We start from the raw sequence: 16,454 nt of genomic DNA on the forward strand, positions 1-16,454 counted from the left end.
GCGCGAGGCATCCTGATGAGCTATGAATCGGATCTGCTGGTGTGGCTGCCGCATCTCACGCGCTATGCGCGTGCGCTGACGGGCGACCGCGCCTGGGCGGACGATCTCGTGCAGGACACGCTCGAGCGTGCACTGAACCGCCCGCCGCGCGATGGCGGCAACCTGCGCGCGTGGCTGCTGACGCTGCTGCGGCACCGCTTCATCGACCAGTTGCGCGCGCGGCACGAGATCGCGGTCGACGATGCGACGGCGCCGTGGCAGACGATGGCCGCGCCGGCCGGCGAGATCGGCGGGCTGGTGCTGCGCGACGTGCAGCGCGCGCTGTACCGGCTGCCGGTCGAGCAGCGCGAGGTGTTGCTGCTGGTCGCGCTCGAGGAGTTGAGTTATCGCGATGCTGCACAGGTGCTCGGTGTCCCGGTGGGAACGGTGATGTCGCGCCTCGCACGGGCGCGCGGGCAGATGCGCGCGATGCTGTCGGACGAGCCGTCGGCGCACGGCACGGCCGCGTTACGGGTGATCGGGAAGACATGATGGACGAACCGCGCAAACCTTCGAACGACGAACGGGACGACGATGCGTCGGCGCAACTGCTGTCCGCGTTGCTGGACGGCGAGCTGTCCGGGCGCGAGCGAAACGAGATGCTCGAGCGGGTGCAGGCCGATCCGGAGGAGGCCGAACGATTCGCGCATTACCGGGCGCAGCGCGACGCGCTGCAGGCGCTGTTTCCGCTGCCGGGTGCCGCGCCCGCGCTGTTCGTGCAGCGCCGCGCGCCGCGTCGGCGCGGGATCGCCTATGCGCTCGCGGGGCTCGCGGCCGGGCTGCTGATCGGCATCGCGCTGCACGCGGGCTGGGTCGCGCTCGACAGCGAACCGGCGTTCGCCGCGCGCGCGGATGTCGCGTACGCGACGTACGTGGCCGATCGCGAACATCCGGTCGAAGTCGGAGCGGGCGACTCGGAACGCCTCGCCGGGTGGCTGTCCGCGCGTCTCGGGCGGCCCGTGCGCGCGCCGTCGCTCGACGAATACGGCTACGCGCTGCTCGGCGGCCGGCTGCTCCCGGGCGACGCGGGGCCGGCCGCGCAACTCATGTACCAGCGCGCGGACGGCGAGCGCGTGACGCTTTACATGACGGCCTACGACGCACGGCGCGTCGCACCGCGGGCGATGTCGGCCGGCGACCGCTACACGTATTTCTGGTCGGATCGCGGGATGGGTTACGCATTGTCCGGCCGGGGCGATGAACGGCGCCTGCGTGAACTCGCGATCGAAGCGTGCGGTGAGCTCGGCGGCCAGACCGACGCGTGGAAGGGGTGACGCGGCGGCGCCGGTACGGAGCAAGCGATGAAGATGACGATGACGATGACGAAGGGGCTCGTGCTGATCCCGTTGCTGGCGGCACTCGCCGCGGGCACGCCGCTTGCCCGGGCGGAAGGTGACGCACCCGTGCGCGTGCCCGTCGACGCCGACGGCGTGCAGCGGGTCGCGATCGTCGGCGGCAGCTATTTCTTCCGGCCGAACCACGTGATCGTGAGGGCGCACGTGCCGGTCGAGCTGACCGTGTCGGCCGAGCCCGGCCTGGTGCCGCACAGTTTCGAAATCGATGCGCCGCAGGCCGGCATCGTGGTGCACATGGACCTCGGCACGACGCCGAAGACGTTTCGCTTCACGCCGGCGCAGCCGGGCCGGTTCGCCTACTATTGCACGCATCGGCTGCTGTTTTTCAGCAGCCATCGCGAGCGCGGGATGGAAGGCGTGCTCGATGTCGAGGCGGCGCCGTGATCGCCGCGTTGCTGGCCGCGAGCCTGATAGGAGCGAGCATGACCGCCGATCCCGTGACCGTCGCGCAGGCGCATTTCGACCACGTCCGCTCGTACCGCGCGACGATCCGCTCGTCCGCGCGCAGCGGCGAACACACGGAATTCCGCTACGCGTACCTGAAACCGGGCTTCGTCCGGATGGATTTCGTGTCGCCGCATCACGGCGCGGTGCTCGCGTACGATCCCGGCGACGGCAAGGTGCGGCTGCGCCCGTTCGGCGCGCATGCACCGCCCGCGCTGACGCTGTCGCCGTCCAATCCGCTCGTGCGCGACCGCAGCGGCCACCGGGTCGACCGGTCCGACGTCGGCGAACTGTTGCGCAACGTTCATGCGCTGCAGGAAGGCGGCTCGACGGTGACCGAAGGCGAGGAGGCCGTCGGCGGCCGGACCGCGCTGCGCGTGTCGGTCACGGGTGCGCCCGCGCACGCGGTCGACGGCGTGCATCGCTACCGGCTCTGGCTGGATACCGAGGACGGTTTTCCGCTGAAGGTCGTCAGCTTCGCGGACGATGGCGACGTGCCGCTGGAGACCGTGACGCTCGACGACGTCGAGATCGACGTCGCGTTTCCCGAACGTTTCTTCGCGCCCTGAACGGTGCACTGACTCATGCCCCTGACGGGCATGCCGGAGGCTGCATGGCGGAATACAGGTTCTCGACGACCTGGCGCGTGGACGCGCCGCTCGCGGCGGTGTGGGACGCGATCTACCAGGTCGACCGCTGGCCCGACTGGTGGAAGGGCGCCGTGCGCACCGTCGAGATCGAGCCGGGCGACGTGCGCGGCGTCGGCGCGCTGCACCGGTACACGTGGAAGGGCGCGCTGCCGTACCGGCTGACCTTCAACATGCGCGTGCGACGCGTCGAGCCGCGTCATGCGCTCGAAGGCCGCGCGAGCGGCGCGATCGAGGGCGACGGATGCTGGTCGTTCGCCGCCGACGGCGCGCGCACGATCGTGAGCTACGACTGGCACATCCGCACGCACGTGCGCTGGATGAACTGGCTGGAGCCGCTGGGTCGGCCGATGTTCCGATGGAATCACGACGTCGTGATGCGCGAAGGCGCGAAGGGGCTCGCGCGGCTGCTGGGCGCGGCCGTCGAGACGGACGGCCGGATTTTCCGGCCGTTGCCGGATGCGGGTTGCGCCGATGCCTGAACGTGCGTGAACGCGTGTAAAAGCGCCAAACGCCAAACGCCAAACGCCAAACGCCGCACCGCGCCGCTCAGCGCGCGTACGCCATCACCGCGCCATCCACCACCAGGGCGACACGTTCGCCCACGGCCGGACACCGGTGTCCCGGCACGCGAGCGCGCACGAGCACGTCGGGATCGGCATCGAGGCGCACGACCACGTCGGCATCCTGGCCCGCGAACTGCGCGGCTTCGACGCGCGCCATGTGGCCGCGCGCGGCGTCGGCCTGCGTGACCGGCACGATGCCGATCTGCTCGGGACGCAGCATCGCGTCGGCCGGCCCGTCGGGCAGCGGCGCGACGAGCGGCAGTTCGCCGAGCGCGCAGGCGATGCGCATGCTGCGCACGCGGCCGGCGAGCAGCACGGCTTGCCCGACGAACGACGCGACGTCGCGCGTGACCGGCTGCCGGTACAGCGTCTGCGGCGCGGCGGTTTGTACGAGGCGGCCGTGCCACATCACCGCCACTTCGTCGCCGAGCGTCATCGCCTCGGGCTGGTCGTGCGTGACGAGCACCGATGTCGCACCCGCCGCGGCGAGCGCATCCGCGACCGCGCCGCGCGTTTCGTGGCGCAGCGACGTGTCGAGCGCGGAGAACGGTTCGTCGAGGATCACGAGCGACGGCTCCGGTGCGAGCGCGCGGGCGAGCGCGACGCGCTGCTGCTGGCCGCCCGACAGTTGCTGCGGCGCGCGGCTCGCATACGATGCGGGCAGCCCGACCATCTCGAGCAGTTCGTCGACGCGATGATGGCGCCGCCGCGCCGCGCGCGGCAGCCCGAACGCGATGTTGTCGGCCACCGACAGATGCGGAAACAGCGCGCCTTCCTGCGGCACGTAGCCGATCCGGCGTGCCTCGGGCGGCAGGTGCAGGTCGAGCGCGGCCACGCGGCGCCCGTCGATTTCGACGGTGCCGCGCTCGGCGCGCTCGAAGCCGCACAGCACGCGCAGCAGGGTGGTCTTGCCGCTGCCGGACGGGCCGAGCAGCGCGAGGCGCGAACCGCGCCGCACCGTGAGGTCGATGTCGTGCAGGACGGTATGCGATCCGAACGATTTGGACAGGCCGCGGATGCGTAGTTCACTCATGGGCGGTTCCGGGGAAAAAGGGCGGCGCTCAGTTGCGCACCGACGCGCGGCCGAGCAGCAGGAACAGCAGTCCCGATGCGCCGAGCGACAGCGCGACGAGCAGCGCCGCATAGGGCGCCGCGGCGGCGAACGCGAGCGTCGCCGTATCGCTCCACACCTGCGTCGCGAGCGTGCGGGTGCCGATGGGCGACAGCAGTAGCGTCGCGTTGAGTTCCGTCACGACCGAGATGAACACCATCGTCGCGGCCGCGCCGAGGCCGGGTGCCGCGAGCGGCAGCACGACGCGCGTGAGCGTTGCGCGCCAGCCGAGGCCGAGCGAGCGCGCGGTTTCCTCGAGCCGGACCTGCACGTGCGACAGCGCGGCGCGCACGCTGACGACCGCGAGCGGCAGGAACAGGATCGCGTACGCGGCGACGAGCGCCGGTGCGCTCTGGTAGAGCGGCTGCAGCAGCCGCACCGTGATCGACACGATCGCCAGCGCGACGACGATGCCCGGCACGCCCTGCACGGTCATCGCCGTGCGCTCGAGGAGGGTGGCGACGCGGCCCGGATAACGGACCAGCAGGAACGCGAGCGGCAGCGCGAGCAGCGTCGTGACGGCCGCCGCCGCGAGGCCGTAGCCGGACGACGCGAGCGTGGCCTGCCACAGCAGCTCGGGCGACACGTCGGCGGGTGTGACGGCGGCCGCGCCCTGTTGCGTGAGCCAGTAGCCGATCATCGCGAGCGGCACGCCGAGCGTCGCGGCTGCGAGCGCGGCGAACGCGACGGTGACGGGGCCGCGCAGGTTGCCGAGCGGATAACGCATCGCGACGCGGCGTGCGGCGCGGTGCGTATGACCGTAGCGCGCATGGCCGCGTGCGCGAGCCTCGATCGCGAGGCACAGCAGGCACAGCGCGATCAGCACGCAGCCGAGCAGCGACGCGCCGCCGCCGTCGAACGCGGTGCGGTATTCCGCATAGATCTCGGTCGTGAACGTGCGAAAGCGCAGCAACTGGAATGCGCCGAACTCGGACAGCACGCCGAGCGCGACGAGCAGCATCCCGCCGCACAGCGCGGGGCGCAGCTGCGGCAGCACGACGCGGAAGAAGGTATGCCACGGCGAGCAGCCGAGCGTGCGCGCGCTTTCCTCCAGCGCGGGGTCGAGTTCACGCAGCGCGGCGGCCACCGGCAGGTAGACGAGCGGGAAGTACGCGGAGGTCAGCACGATCAGCGCGCCGAGGAAATCCTGCAGGTCGAGGCTCAGCGACACCCACGCATAACTCGTGATGAACGGCGGCACCGCGAGCGGCGCGGCCGCCAGCGCGGTCCACAGCGGCCGGGCCGGCAGGTCGGTGCGCTCGATGAACCACGCGAGCGCCGTGCCGAGCAGCGTGCACGCGAGGGTCGCGGCGAGCGTGATCGACAGCGTGTTGACGAGCAACTCGCCGACGAGCGGGCGCCACAGCAGCTCGATCGCATCGTCGACGCCGAAGGTGGCCGCGCGGTACAGCGTGAAGCCGAGCGGCAACAGGATCGCGAGCGGCCCGCACGCGGCCGCGGCGACGAGCGCGCGCGACGGGCGCCGCCGTGTCGCGGTGCGCTCGTCGTCGCGCGCGGTGCGCGCCGTGCGGGACACGGCGTCGCTCATGCTCAGAGGAGGCCGGCCTGACGCAGCAGCTTGCCGGCCTGGCTGTCGTCGCCGAGCTGTTCGAACGTCAGCGCCGGCGGGCTCAGTTCGTTGAACGGTTTCAGGATCGGATCGGGGGCGACGCCCGGGTGCAGCGGATACTCGAAGCTGACATGGCCGCCCGCCATCAGCTTCTGCGCACGCTCGCTGACGAGATACGCGACGAACTTCTGCGCTTCCGGCTGGTGCTTCGATGCTTTCAGCACCGCGGCGCCGGACACGTTGACGGCACCGCCGACATCGCCGTGGCCGAAATGGTGGATCGCGCTGCGCGTCGACTTGTCGCCGAGTTCGGCGTGCAGGCGGTCCCAGTAGTAGTTGTTGACGATGCCGGTCAGCACGCCGCCGCGGTTGACGGCCGCCGTCACGCCTTCGTCGTCGTCGAAGATCTGCGCGTTGGCCTTCAGGCCCTTCAGCCATTGCAGCGTCGCGGCCTCGCCGTGCAGCGCGAGTACCGCGCTCACGAGCGGCAGGAAGTCCGCGTCGCTCGGCGCGACGCCGACCTTGCCCTTCCATTCGGGCTTCGCGAGATCGAGCAGCGACGCGGGCAACTGCTGCGGCTGGATTTTCGCGGTGTTGTAGACGAGCACGTTCTCGCGCGCGAGCACGCCGACCCAGTTGCCGTCGGCCGGGTTGAAGCGCGCGGGCACCGACTGCAGCGTGGCGCCGTCGGTCTTCGCGAACAGGCCCTTGCGATCGAGCAGCACGAGCTCCGGCGAGTTTTCGGTGAAGTACACGTCGGCCGGCGTGCGGTCGCCTTCCGCGACGATCTGCGCGGCGAGCGCGGGGCCCTCGCCCGAGCGCACCTTCACGGTGATGCCGCTCTGTGCTTCGAAGTCCTTGACGAGCTGGTTCACGACTTGCTCGTGCTGCGCGTTGTACAGCGTGAGCGTCGCGGCATGCGTGCGGGTGGCGTGCAGCGCGCCGGTCAGCATCAGCGCGGCGGCCGCCGCGGAAATCAGGTGCCGCAGCGGGCGGCTAACGGGTGAAGTGATCATGTCGTTTTCAGCAGGTTGCATCCGGCCGGGCCGGAAAAGGTGTGCGTTGGCTGGCGTGGCGCGACGTCATGCCTCGAACAGTGCGGCGCCGATGTACGAACCGGGTTGCGCGCCCGGCGGGCACGCGAAGATCGCGCTGCCGACGTGCGTGGTGAACTGGTTCATGATGTCCAGCTTCGAGAGCTTCTCGTTGATCGGAATGAAGCCCTTGCGCGGGTCGCGCTGGTGCGCGACGAACATCAGCCCCGCGTCGTACTCGGTCTGCTGGCGCCACGGCGGCCAGCGCTCGATGTAGAAGCTCGTGCTGTCGTTGTACGAGTACGCGCGGCGCAGGATCTGCGCGCCGTTGTTGACCTGCGGCGATGCGAGGCGCGCGTGCGAGTTGTCCGGGATCACCGGGTTGCCGTCCTTGTCGGCCGCGTCGAGGTCGAGCGCCTCGAACTCGTGCTTCTGGCCGAGCGGCGCGCCGCTGTACTTGTGGCGGCCGACCACCTGTTCCTGGAAGCCGAGCTCCGTGTTGTCCCAGTGTTCGAGCGTGATGCGGATCCGGCGCACGACCGTGTAGGTGCCGCCGTTCATCCATGCCGGGCCTTCGCTGCCGGCCCACACGAATTCGTTCATCGCGGCCGGATCGGACATCGGCGGATTCATCGTGCCGTCCTTGAAGCCCATCAGGTTGCGCGGCGTCTCGCCGGGCTTGCCCGACGTGAAGCCGGCCTGGCCCCAGCGCATCTGCGTTGCGTTCGCGCCGAGCCGCACGAGCTGGCGCACGGCGTGGAACGCGACCTGCGCGTCGTCCGCGCACGCCTGGATGAACAGGTCGCCGCCGGTCTTCTCGGGCAGCAACTGGTCGCCGTTGAAGCGCGGCAGGTCGACGAGCGCGGCGGGGCGATGCTTCGCGAGGCCGTAGCGGTCCTTGCCCGCGAGCGCGAACAGGCCGGGCCCGAAGCCGAACGTGATGGTCAGGCGCGCGGGGCCGAGGCCGAGCGCGTCGCCGCCGTCGGCCGGCGCGACTTCGTCGCTGCCCGTCGCGGCGAGCGGTTGCGCGGTGTCGCCGCGCGTCATCCGCGCGGCGGCGTCGGTCCAGGTCTTCAGCAGTGCGATGACGTCCGCGCGCTGCGCCGTCGTCAGGTCGAGCGCCGCGAAATACGCGTGGCGCTGCTGCGGCGTCGTGATGCCGCTCTGGTGCTGGCCGTAGAACGGCTCGACGCCGTCGTGCGCGGAGGCCGGTACGGCGGCGGCATCCGCCGCCTTCGCGGCCGGTATCGACGCCGCCGCGAGGCCGGCGGCCACCGCGGCGCCGCCCGCCTTCAGGAAGCCGCGCCGTGCGGGGCGGGGCGGCTGGTTGTGATCGTCTGCCATGGTTCGTTCCGTTACTTCGCGAGCAACAGCGTGTTGACGTCGTCCGCGACGTAGTAGAAGCCGTCGCCCTCGGGCGTCATTGCGATGCCGAACAGGTTGCCGTTGCCGGGGGGCGACTGTGCCTTGTCGGTGTTGATCCAGCGCGCGTAGAGCTGCTTGCCGGCGACCGGGTCGATCTCGACGACCTGGCCGTTCTGCGCGTTGGTCGCGAGCAGGTGGCCGTTCGGTGCGGTCGCGAGCGCGAGCGGGCGGCGCAGGAAGCCGTCGGCGGTGACCTGGCGGCCGACGCCCGCGCTGGTGTCGCGCGTGAGCGGGTCGTCGATCTCGACGATCCGGTTGCCGATCGCGTCCGACACGTACAGCTTCTTCTGGTCGCCGGACAACGCGAGGCCGGTCGGGCCGACCAGGAACACGCCCTTGTCGGCCTGCGCGCCAAGGCCGCTCGCGACGACCGTTTCCTGCTTGATCACGGGCGGCTTGCCCGCCGGCACGTCGAGATCGAGGCGCAGTACGGTCGCCTGCTTGTAGACCGGCGGGTTGCCGTCTGCGCGGCCGACGCCGAAGCCCGCCATGCTGACGAACAGCGTCGCGCTGTCGCCGCGGTCGACCACGGCCATGTTGCCCCACGGGTCGTTGATGTTCGGGGTCGACCACGTCGATGCGATCTTGCCCTGCGGATCGAGCACGATCAGGCAGCCGGCACCCTTGGTGTTCGTCGTGCCGTCGTTGCTCGGCGTGCTGCCGACGATCACCCAGCCGGATTTGAGCATCGTCATCGCCGTCGACAGGCCGATGCCGCCCGGGCACGCCTTCAGGTCGCGCGGGATCGATGCGAACAGGCTCAGCTGCTTCGTCGACGGGCGGTAGTCGACGATCGTGCTGCCGGTACCTTGCAGGTTCGCCGAGTTGTTGAAGTTGTCGACGAGCACGTCGCCCGCCTGGATCGTGCCGGCCGACACTGGCGCGACCGCGATCGCGTACGGGTTCTGGTCGCCGTTGTCGGGCACCGTGTTGACGAGCGTGGTGTGGCGATGCAGCGTCTCGAGGAAACCTTGCGGCTCGGCGAGTGCGCCGGCGGCGGCCGTCAGCGCGGCGGCGGCCAATGCGCCCGTCGCGAAGCGGCGAAGCGGGGCGGATTGAATCATGTGAATCTCCTGGAGGGCGCGCCGTCCGGGCGGCGCGCGAAAAACGGGTAGCGTGGGCGCGTCGCTCAGAACGTGATCGTCGTACGCGCGCCGAGCACGAACGTGTTGCGCAGCGGCTGCGTCGCGTCGCTCGGGTTCTGGCCGGCGCCCGCGTTGAACGTGTACTGCGCGTCGGCCTGGACGATCCACCACGGGTTCACCTGGTACTGGTAGGTCGCCTCGAGCGTCGTCTCGCGGGTGCGCACGCCGTACGGGCCGGTCGCGAACGTCCGCGCGGCCTGGTCGAGGTCGGTCACGTGGTTGCCGACCTGGATGTACGTGACGCCGAGGCCGACGCTGTCGTTGTCGCGGCCTTCGAACGGCGCCTTCAGCACGATCCCCGCATTGGCCGAGAAGCTCACCAGGTTGCGGTCGCCCGGCGCACCCATCACGCGCGCGAACACGCCGAGGCTGCGCGGGCCGGTCGGGTCGGGGCGCCAGATCATCTGGTCGGCCACCGCGTAGAAGCTGTAGTCGCCATGGTGCTGCTGCGCGTTGCCGTTCGACGCGGGATCGGAGAGCGACAGCCCGTCGGTGCCCACGTTCTGGTCCGCGAAGCGGCCGTTGTGATACCAGACGCCGATCTTGTAGGTGCCCGGCAGCCCGTTCGAGCGGCCGGTGTCCATTTCGCCGTCGGACGGCTGGTTCAGCGCGTACTGCAGCTCGCCGATATAGAGCGTGCCGTTGTGCAGGTTGAAGTTGGTGCCGCTGAGGTTGTTCGGGTTGTTGCCGAGCGGGTCGCCGTCGAACACGCCCGCGAGCGCGGTGAGCTTCGGCGTGATCTGCGCGCGCACGCGCACGCCGAGGCCCGCGAGCGGATACGCGGGGCCGCCGTTGGGCAGGTCGTACGACGGCAGCGCGGGCCAGCCGAACATCGTGTTGACGAACGTGTTCGCATACGTGCTGACCATGAATTCCTGGTCCAGGCTCTGCTGGCCGATCTTCACGTCGACGCGCTTGTCGAGGAACGACTGCTGGTACCACAGCTCCCACAGGCGCGTCGTGCCCTGCGCCTCGATGCCGCTCGCGGTGTTGAGCGTGCCGAGGTTCCGCGCGCTCAGGTTGGTGCCGTGGATCTGCAGCGCGCTGACGTTGAACGTGCCGCCGGCCAGGCCGATCGCCTTCTGCGTGTCGACCGTCAACGTGGCCGTCGTCAATCCGTCGTAGGCGCCGCCGCGGTTCAGGCCGCCGCGCAGGTTCGCGAGGTATTCGCTGGTTTCGGTGATCTGCAGCGTCGCGCCGTACTTGCCGAGCCACGGGCGGATGCCGCCCATGTCGCCGAGCAGGCTCTGGCGCGTCCAGATGCCGGTCCACATGTTGGTCGGCTTCGCCTGGATCGCCAGGTCGGCCTCGGGTGCTTCGGGTTGTGCGTCGACGGGTACGTCGGCGAAAGCGGCGCCGCTCGCGAACGACGCGCATGCAAGGATGGCCGCGCAGGCGGCGGGGCGCATCCGGGCACGGACGCTGTCTCCCTGGAACGACGCAAACTTCATATCAAATTCCTGCTTCTAATTGGTGTGGAGTCCTGCTTGTCGATCGCTGTCCGGACGCTCGGCTCCGATTGGCCAGGGCAAGAAGCGAAGCGCAACGCGGCGCATCGTAGGAGTGTCAAATGGGAAAGTCAATGTAAACGAGAATGATTCGCATTAAATTACCGAATGTAATCCAGAGGCTTACGGACAGGGCGTTTGGCGTGTTTGGTGCAGAGGTAAACCGTAAATATCGGCGTAATGGAAATGAATGCTTCGATGTGAAGCGATGGATCCGCGGGGCGGGGCACGGGAGGCATCCGGCTGGTGCCGGAGGGAGCGTGTGAGCGGACGGAAGCGGTGCCGTTACGGAAGTTTTTGTGTGATGACGTCGATCGCAGGAACTCCGTGCTTTCCCGGTGTCCCAACGGGGCTGGATGAGATTTCTGGGCCGCGCGGGCCTGCCAGGTTGGCCGGGAAGTGAATGTAAGGGGCTGTTGTGAAAGGATTTTTTGCCGTTTCCGCGCGCTTTCTGCGCTGCGTCTCCGCCCTGAAAATTCGTCCGGTTTCCCTTCTTGAATTTGTCAAAACCCGTCCATATAATTAGCACTCGCTGCACGAGAGTGCTAACAATTCTCTGCCGGGCGATAAGCCGGGCAGATTCCCTAAGCGTTCTTCAATCTCAGTCAAGAGAGGAGTGAATATGAACCTTCGTCCTTTGCACGATCGCGTGATCGTCAAGCGCCTGGATCAGGAAACCAAGACCGCCTCGGGCATCGTGATCCCCGACGCCGCTGCTGAAAAGCCGGACCAGGGCGAAGTCCTGGCCGTCGGCCCGGGCAAGCGTGACGACAAGGGCGCCCCGATCGCGCTCGACGTGAAGGTCGGCGATCGCGTCCTGTTCGGCAAGTACGCAGGCCAGACCGTGAAGGTCGACGGCAGCGAACTGCTGGTCATGCGCGAAGAAGACATCATGGCCGTGGTCAACGCCAAGTAAGCGTCCACCGACGGTACATATTCCCAAGAATTCAAGGAGTTAGAAGATGGCAGCTAAAGACGTCGTATTCGGCGATTCCGCCCGTTCGAAGATGGTCGAAGGCGTGAACATTCTCGCCAACGCAGTCAAGGTCACGCTGGGTCCGAAGGGCCGCAACGTGGTGCTCGAGCGCAGCTTCGGCGGCCCGACGGTCACCAAGGACGGTGTGTCGGTCGCGAAGGAAATCGAGCTGAAGGACAAGCTCCAGAACATGGGCGCGCAAATGGTCAAGGAAGTGGCTTCCAAGACCAGCGACAACGCAGGCGACGGCACGACGACGGCAACCGTCCTCGCGCAATCGATCGTTCGCGAAGGCATGAAGTACGTCGCATCGGGCATGAACCCGATGGACCTGAAGCGCGGCATCGACAAGGCAGTCGCAGCGGCTGTCGACGAGCTGAAGAAGATCAGCAAGCCGTGCACGACGAACAAGGAAATCGCACAGGTCGGCTCGATCTCGGCGAACAGCGACACGTCGATCGGCGATCGCATCGCTGAAGCGATGGACAAGGTCGGCAAGGAAGGCGTCATCACCGTCGAAGACGGCAAGTCGCTGGCCGACGAGCTCGACGTCGTCGAAGGCATGCAGTTCGACCGCGGCTACCTGTCGCCGTACTTCATCAACAACCCGGAAAAGCAAGTCGCCGTCCTCGACAACCCGTTCGTGCTGCTGCACGACAAGAAGGTGTCGAACATCCGTGATCTGCTGCCGGTGCTCGAGCAAGTCGCGAAGGCTGGCCGTCCGCTGCTGATCATCGCTGAAGACATCGAAGGCGAAGCGCTCGCAACGCTGGTCGTGAACAACATCCGCGGCATCCTGAAGACCGTTGCGGTCAAGGCGCCTGGCTTCGGCGATCGTCGCAAGGCGATGCTGGAAGACATCGCGATCCTGACGGGCGGCCAAGTGATCGCCGAAGAAACCGGCCTGACGCTCGAGAAGGCAACGCTGGCAGAACTGGGCCAGGCGAAGCGCATCGAAGTGGGCAAGGAAAACACGACGATCATCGACGGCGCAGGCGAAGCCGTGAACATCGAAGCACGCGTGAAGCAAGTGCGCGCGCAAATCGAAGAAGCGACGTCGGACTACGACCGTGAAAAGCTGCAAGAGCGCGTGGCCAAGCTGGCCGGCGGTGTTGCAGTGATCAAGGTCGGCGCAGCGACCGAAGTCGAAATGAAGGAAAAGAAGGCACGTGTCGAAGACGCACTGCACGCAACGCGCGCAGCTGTGGAAGAAGGCATCGTGGCAGGTGGCGGCGTTGCGCTGATCCGCGCTCGCACCGCGATCGCAGGCCTGACCGGCGCGAACGCCGACCAGAACGCCGGCATCAAGATCGTGCTGCGCGCAATGGAAGAGCCGCTGCGCCAGATCGTCACGAACGGCGGCGAAGAAGCCAGCGTCGTGGTGGCGGCAGTTGCTGCAGGTACGGGCAACTACGGCTACAACGCAGCAACGGGCGAGTACGTCGACATGGTCGAAGCCGGCGTCGTCGACCCGACCAAGGTGACGCGTACCGCGCTGCAGAACGCAGCTTCGGTTGCAGGCCTCCTGCTGACGACGGACGCAGCTGTTGCCGAACTGCCGAAGGAAGACGCACCGATGCCGGGCGGCATGCCGGGCGGCATGGGCGGCATGGGCATGGACATGTAATCGACTTCGGTCGATGGTGTCCGGAACGCGCAGCGATGCGCGTTCCAGCCAAAAGAAAAGACCCGCAGCGATGCGGGTCTTTTTTTATTGGTGCCGTCGAATCGGCGGCGGGCGCGAGACGGCCGGGTGCGGCAAGGATGGCGCCGCGGGTTCGCCGCGACGGCGGGACGTGCCCGCCGTGTCCGGCTCAATGCCGGTGCGACGTCCTCGGCACCGGGTCGACCTTGACCGCCGGCGGCGTATCCGCGTCTTCATTGCTGCGCGCCCAGAAGAACCGGTCGGGCAAATACGCGCCCATGCCGGGCCGGAACGCGTCACGCACGGCCTGGTACAGGTATTCCTGCGCCTCACGAACCGCTTCGGGCGGCTCCTGGCCGTTCGCGAGCAGTGCCGCGATGGCCGCGCCCAGCGTGTCGGTGATGCCCATCAGCCGATGCGGCGAACGATCCCACATGTCCTCGCGCAGCTGGCCTTCTTCGCCGTACAGCGTGTTGACGAGCCGGTGCGAGCCGGTTTCGGACGACAGGATGTACTCGCAGCCCTGCGACAGCAGGTGCGACACGGCCGCGTCGAGATTCGGTGCCTCGGCGTCGCCGTCCGGCTGCGCGAGCGCGATCAGCGTCGCGTAGTCGGCAACCAGCAGCGTGGTTTGCGGCGCCAGAAGATCGGCGATCGATTCGCGCAGGTCGTCGGCGGCGAGCACGTGTTCGTCGTCGAGCGTGAAGTCCGGCGCGAGCACGAGCGGCACGCCGTCGTAGTCGGCGACGACCTCGGCGATCGCGCTCACGACTTCCGCACGCGTCGCCGCGCCGATCTTGAACGCGGCAACCGGCATGTCTTCGAGCAGCATGCGCGCCTGGGCGGCGACCACGTCGGGATCGAGACCGGTGACTTCGTCGCAGGCGGCCGAGTCGCGCACCGTGTAGCCCGTCAGGACGGACACGCCGTGACAGCCCATGCTCGCCAGGGTCATCAGATCGGCTTGGAGGCCGGAGCCGCCGGTGGGATCGGACAGGCCGAAGGTGAGGACGATCGGAGGGGCGTTGCTGGACATGTAAAAATGGGGCAAGAGAAAAACGGGAAAGCGACGGACATGCGGACGGCGAGGCGAAATGGGCGTTTTCGGCCCTGTGTTGCCCGGCAGGCCGCACTTTTCAGCCATTATGCGGCGGAATCCGGCCCGCACGACGGATTTTTTAGCGCAGCGCAACGTAGTCGCCTTACTCCAGCGCGATTGCTAGGCAGTCCGGCCCCGACACGGTACCATCATGGCTCCCGAATTTACCGACTTTCCCGACGCGGCTTAAGATGGAATACAAGAGCTGGATGTGCCTGATTTGTGGCTGGATTTATGACGAAGAAGCCGGGCTGCCCGAAGAGGGCATTGCCCCGGGCACGCGCTGGGAAGACGTCCCGATCAACTGGACGTGTCCTGAATGCGGCGCCCGCAAGGAAGACTTCGAGATGGTCCAGATCTGACCGGACCCTCGGCCCACGGCACACCGCTCAGGCCTCGCATCGGCCCGGCGCTCGCGCGCCGAGGCCTGCGCGAGCGACTTGACGATGACAGGCGCGCGTGTGCATGAGGCCCGAACCGGCGAACGTTCCCCACCCTGACGCATTGCCCAACCCGCGCGGCGGGGCCGTGCGCGCGGCCGACGCGTGGCTTGCGGCGGCTGCCGACGCATTCGAGCGTCGCGACGACGCTGCCGCGCCGCTGTCCGCCGCGGCGGCCGTGCTGGCGGAAGCCGGCTGGCTGCCGGCCGCGCGATTCGCGGGGCAGTTGTCGGCCGCCGTGCCGCTCGTCGCCGTCGAGCCGACTTCGGCTGGCTGGCGGGCCGCACTGCGCGATTTCCGCGCGGCCGTCGGCCGTCACAACCTGCGCGAGCTCGCGTGCTCGCCCGTTCTCTTCGAGCATTTCCGTGCGTTGCGCGCGCAAAGCGCCGCCGACCTGCGCGCGAGCGCGCCGCTCGACGCGCTCGCGCTCGTCGGCCGCGCGGTGCCGCCGGCCACGCTGCGCGCGTTGCCCGATGCGTTTGCGACCCGGATTCGTGCCCGCTACGAACAGGCGCTGCTTGGCGTGCTGCGCGCGGAGCACGGCGCGCCCGATGCGGCACTCGCCGAACTCGACGCGATGCTGGCGGCGCTCGCGGGCGACGATCCCTACGATTTCTGGCGGCTCGCGGCCGCGTGCGTGCGCGCGCTGCGCGCCAGCGGCGCGCCGGAGCTGAAGCGCTTTCTCGCGCGGACGAACCTGCTGCTCGGCGAGCACGCGCAGGGCCGGCGCAGTGCGCCGCCGGAACTCGTGCGCGAGACGGTGGCGCTGCTGTGGCGCGATTTCGCGCTGTTCGGCGCGGCAGCCGAGGATGTCGCACTCGTCGACGTGTTGCACGACTACGGGCTGACGGTCGACTGGCACGTCGCCGGCACGCCCGCATCGGAGGCGCTGTGGGAGGCCGATGCCGCCCGGGCCGAGCACGATGCGGTTGCCGCCGCGCCGACCCGCGCGCTCGGCGTCGTGACGGTCAATGCGCACGCCTATGAGGATTTCCTGCAGACGGCCGATGCGTCGATGGCCGACCTCGCAGCCAACCCGGCCGCGGCCGACCCGGGCGCCGCATGGCACGCGTCCGCCGCCGCCTACCGGGTCGGCACGGCCGCATGCGCGCTCGGGCTCGGCCATGCGGCACTCCTCGCCGACACGCTGGGCCTGGCGTGGCGGCGTGCGGCGCACGGCGTGCCGCTCGCCGACGGCGGCCTCGATGCGCACGGGCATGCGTCCGACATGCTGCGCGCGGCGCTGCTGAAGATTGCGGCCGGCGTTGCGCCGCCGGACCTCACCGCGGCGTCCGGCGCGCTAGGCGCGGCGCTCGGCCGGGCCTGACGAACAAGGGGGCGAACACGCGGCGGCGGCCCTTGCCGCGCGGGCCCGCAACACGCTGCCGACAGCGCCCGCGCGCGTGTTAGAGTGCCATGTGATCCGTGCGCGCCGTTGCCAGCGCGGCGC

The 16,454-nt window shown here is 69.0% G+C and carries 16 protein-coding genes; 9 read left to right on the plus strand and 7 right to left on the minus strand.

Annotation, left to right across the window (positions count from 1 at the left end):
- Positions 1 to 15: 15 nt before the first annotated feature.
- From VK92_RS19995 to VK92_RS20015, 5 genes are read left to right on the plus strand one after another with little or no spacing between them, the layout of a single operon-like run.
- Positions 16 to 531 carry a sigma-70 family RNA polymerase sigma factor gene (locus VK92_RS19995; RefSeq protein ID WP_021164148.1) on the plus strand — a complete coding sequence of 172 codons (516 nt, stop codon included), beginning with the start codon at positions 16 to 18 and terminating at the stop codon, positions 529 to 531.
- Positions 528 to 1,313: an anti-sigma factor family protein gene (locus VK92_RS20000; protein ID WP_048024292.1), complete on the plus strand. Its 786-nt coding sequence runs from the start codon at positions 528 to 530 to the stop codon at positions 1,311 to 1,313. Before VK92_RS19995 ends, VK92_RS20000 begins: the two co-directional genes overlap by 4 nt.
- Positions 1,314 to 1,346: 33 nt before the next feature.
- Positions 1,347 to 1,778 carry a quinol oxidase gene (locus tag VK92_RS20005; protein ID WP_419761814.1) on the plus strand — a complete coding sequence of 144 codons (432 nt, stop codon included), beginning with the start codon at positions 1,347 to 1,349 and terminating at the stop codon, positions 1,776 to 1,778.
- The gene (locus tag VK92_RS20010) at positions 1,775 to 2,407 is read left to right on the plus strand and encodes a LolA family protein (RefSeq protein ID WP_027788221.1); all 633 of its coding nucleotides are present in this window, start codon (positions 1,775 to 1,777) and stop codon (positions 2,405 to 2,407) included. The genes VK92_RS20005 and VK92_RS20010 overlap by 4 nt, the downstream gene beginning before the upstream one ends.
- A 44-nt stretch (positions 2,408 to 2,451) precedes the next feature.
- Positions 2,452 to 2,967, plus strand: coding sequence for an SRPBCC family protein (locus VK92_RS20015; protein WP_048024289.1), 516 nt, complete (start codon positions 2,452 to 2,454; stop codon positions 2,965 to 2,967).
- A 67-nt stretch (positions 2,968 to 3,034) separates the two neighbouring features.
- Here the strand turns inward: VK92_RS20015 and VK92_RS20020 are convergent, their stop codons facing one another.
- From VK92_RS20020 to VK92_RS20045, 6 genes are all read right to left on the minus strand, one after another.
- Positions 3,035 to 4,084 carry an ABC transporter ATP-binding protein gene (locus VK92_RS20020; RefSeq protein WP_048024288.1) on the minus strand — a complete coding sequence of 350 codons (1,050 nt, stop codon included), beginning with the start codon at positions 4,082 to 4,084 and terminating at the stop codon, positions 3,035 to 3,037.
- A 28-nt stretch (positions 4,085 to 4,112) separates the two neighbouring features.
- A complete protein-coding gene (locus VK92_RS20025) occupies positions 4,113 to 5,711 on the minus strand; it encodes an ABC transporter permease (protein WP_048024287.1) in 1,599 nt (532 codons plus the stop codon).
- A gap of 2 nt (positions 5,712 to 5,713) precedes the next feature.
- A complete protein-coding gene (locus VK92_RS20030; protein ID WP_048024285.1) occupies positions 5,714 to 6,748 on the minus strand; it encodes an iron ABC transporter substrate-binding protein in 1,035 nt (344 codons plus the stop codon).
- Positions 6,749 to 6,814: 66 nt separating this feature from the next.
- Positions 6,815 to 8,110 carry an iron uptake transporter deferrochelatase/peroxidase subunit gene (gene efeB, locus VK92_RS20035; protein WP_048024283.1) on the minus strand — a complete coding sequence of 432 codons (1,296 nt, stop codon included), beginning with the start codon at positions 8,108 to 8,110 and terminating at the stop codon, positions 6,815 to 6,817.
- Positions 8,111 to 8,121: 11 nt separating this feature from the next.
- A complete protein-coding gene (locus VK92_RS20040; protein ID WP_048024281.1) occupies positions 8,122 to 9,255 on the minus strand; it encodes a hypothetical protein in 1,134 nt (377 codons plus the stop codon).
- Positions 9,256 to 9,320: 65 nt separating this feature from the next.
- Entirely contained in the window at positions 9,321 to 10,787 is a 1,467-nt protein-coding gene (locus VK92_RS20045; protein ID WP_048024278.1) for a carbohydrate porin, read from the minus strand.
- Between the two features lie 679 nt (positions 10,788 to 11,466).
- Here VK92_RS20045 and groES point away from each other — a divergent pair.
- Both groES and groL read left to right on the plus strand, forming a co-directional pair.
- On the plus strand, positions 11,467 to 11,760 hold the full coding sequence (groES, locus tag VK92_RS20050) for a co-chaperone GroES (RefSeq protein ID WP_039361157.1): 294 nt from the start codon (positions 11,467 to 11,469) through the stop codon (positions 11,758 to 11,760).
- 46 nt (positions 11,761 to 11,806) lie between these two features.
- Entirely contained in the window at positions 11,807 to 13,447 is a 1,641-nt protein-coding gene (groL, locus tag VK92_RS20055) for a chaperonin GroEL (RefSeq protein WP_021163332.1), read from the plus strand.
- A gap of 187 nt (positions 13,448 to 13,634) precedes the next feature.
- Here the strand turns inward: groL and VK92_RS20060 are convergent, their stop codons facing one another.
- Complete coding sequence (locus tag VK92_RS20060) at positions 13,635 to 14,501, minus strand: hydroxymethylpyrimidine/phosphomethylpyrimidine kinase (RefSeq protein WP_027788204.1); 867 nt, start codon at positions 14,499 to 14,501, stop codon at positions 13,635 to 13,637.
- Between the two features lie 254 nt (positions 14,502 to 14,755).
- Between VK92_RS20060 and VK92_RS20065 the strand changes: the two genes are divergently transcribed.
- Together VK92_RS20065 and VK92_RS20070 are read left to right on the plus strand one after the other, a co-directional pair.
- Positions 14,756 to 14,926, plus strand: a complete 171-nt coding sequence (locus VK92_RS20065) for a rubredoxin (RefSeq protein ID WP_004186709.1) — start codon at positions 14,756 to 14,758, stop codon at positions 14,924 to 14,926.
- Between the two features lie 103 nt (positions 14,927 to 15,029).
- Entirely contained in the window at positions 15,030 to 16,331 is a 1,302-nt protein-coding gene (locus tag VK92_RS20070; RefSeq protein WP_048024275.1) for a hypothetical protein, read from the plus strand.
- The last annotated feature ends 123 nt before the right edge of the window (positions 16,332 to 16,454 follow it).

Source organism: Burkholderia sp. LK4 (genome assembly GCF_001043615.1).
In the GTDB taxonomy this organism is placed as follows: Bacteria; Pseudomonadota; Gammaproteobacteria; order Burkholderiales; family Burkholderiaceae; genus Burkholderia; species Burkholderia cepacia.

Bases quoted from the DNA above. Each gene is read 5' to 3' on its own strand.
- VK92_RS20015 (WP_048024289.1), top strand. From the start codon at position 2,452: ATGGCGGAATACAGGTTCTCGACGACCTGGCGCGTGGACGCGCCGCTC.
- VK92_RS20060 (WP_027788204.1), bottom strand. From the start codon at position 14,501: ATGTCCAGCAACGCCCCTCCGATCGTCCTCACCTTCGGCCTGTCCGAT.
- VK92_RS20020 (WP_048024288.1), bottom strand. From the start codon at position 4,084: ATGAGTGAACTACGCATCCGCGGCCTGTCCAAATCGTTCGGATCGCAT.
- VK92_RS20025 (WP_048024287.1), bottom strand. From the start codon at position 5,711: ATGAGCGACGCCGTGTCCCGCACGGCGCGCACCGCGCGCGACGACGAG.
- VK92_RS20000 (WP_048024292.1), top strand. From the start codon at position 528: ATGATGGACGAACCGCGCAAACCTTCGAACGACGAACGGGACGACGAT.
- VK92_RS20045 (WP_048024278.1), bottom strand. From the start codon at position 10,787: ATGAAGTTTGCGTCGTTCCAGGGAGACAGCGTCCGTGCCCGGATGCGC.
- VK92_RS20070 (WP_048024275.1), top strand. From the start codon at position 15,030: ATGAGGCCCGAACCGGCGAACGTTCCCCACCCTGACGCATTGCCCAAC.
- groL (WP_021163332.1), top strand. From the start codon at position 11,807: ATGGCAGCTAAAGACGTCGTATTCGGCGATTCCGCCCGTTCGAAGATG.
- VK92_RS20005 (WP_419761814.1), top strand. From the start codon at position 1,347: ATGACGATGACGATGACGAAGGGGCTCGTGCTGATCCCGTTGCTGGCG.
- VK92_RS20040 (WP_048024281.1), bottom strand. From the start codon at position 9,255: ATGATTCAATCCGCCCCGCTTCGCCGCTTCGCGACGGGCGCATTGGCC.
- groES (WP_039361157.1), top strand. From the start codon at position 11,467: ATGAACCTTCGTCCTTTGCACGATCGCGTGATCGTCAAGCGCCTGGAT.
- VK92_RS20030 (WP_048024285.1), bottom strand. From the start codon at position 6,748: ATGATCACTTCACCCGTTAGCCGCCCGCTGCGGCACCTGATTTCCGCG.
- VK92_RS19995 (WP_021164148.1), top strand. From the start codon at position 16: ATGAGCTATGAATCGGATCTGCTGGTGTGGCTGCCGCATCTCACGCGC.
- VK92_RS20065 (WP_004186709.1), top strand. From the start codon at position 14,756: ATGGAATACAAGAGCTGGATGTGCCTGATTTGTGGCTGGATTTATGAC.
- efeB (WP_048024283.1), bottom strand. From the start codon at position 8,110: ATGGCAGACGATCACAACCAGCCGCCCCGCCCCGCACGGCGCGGCTTC.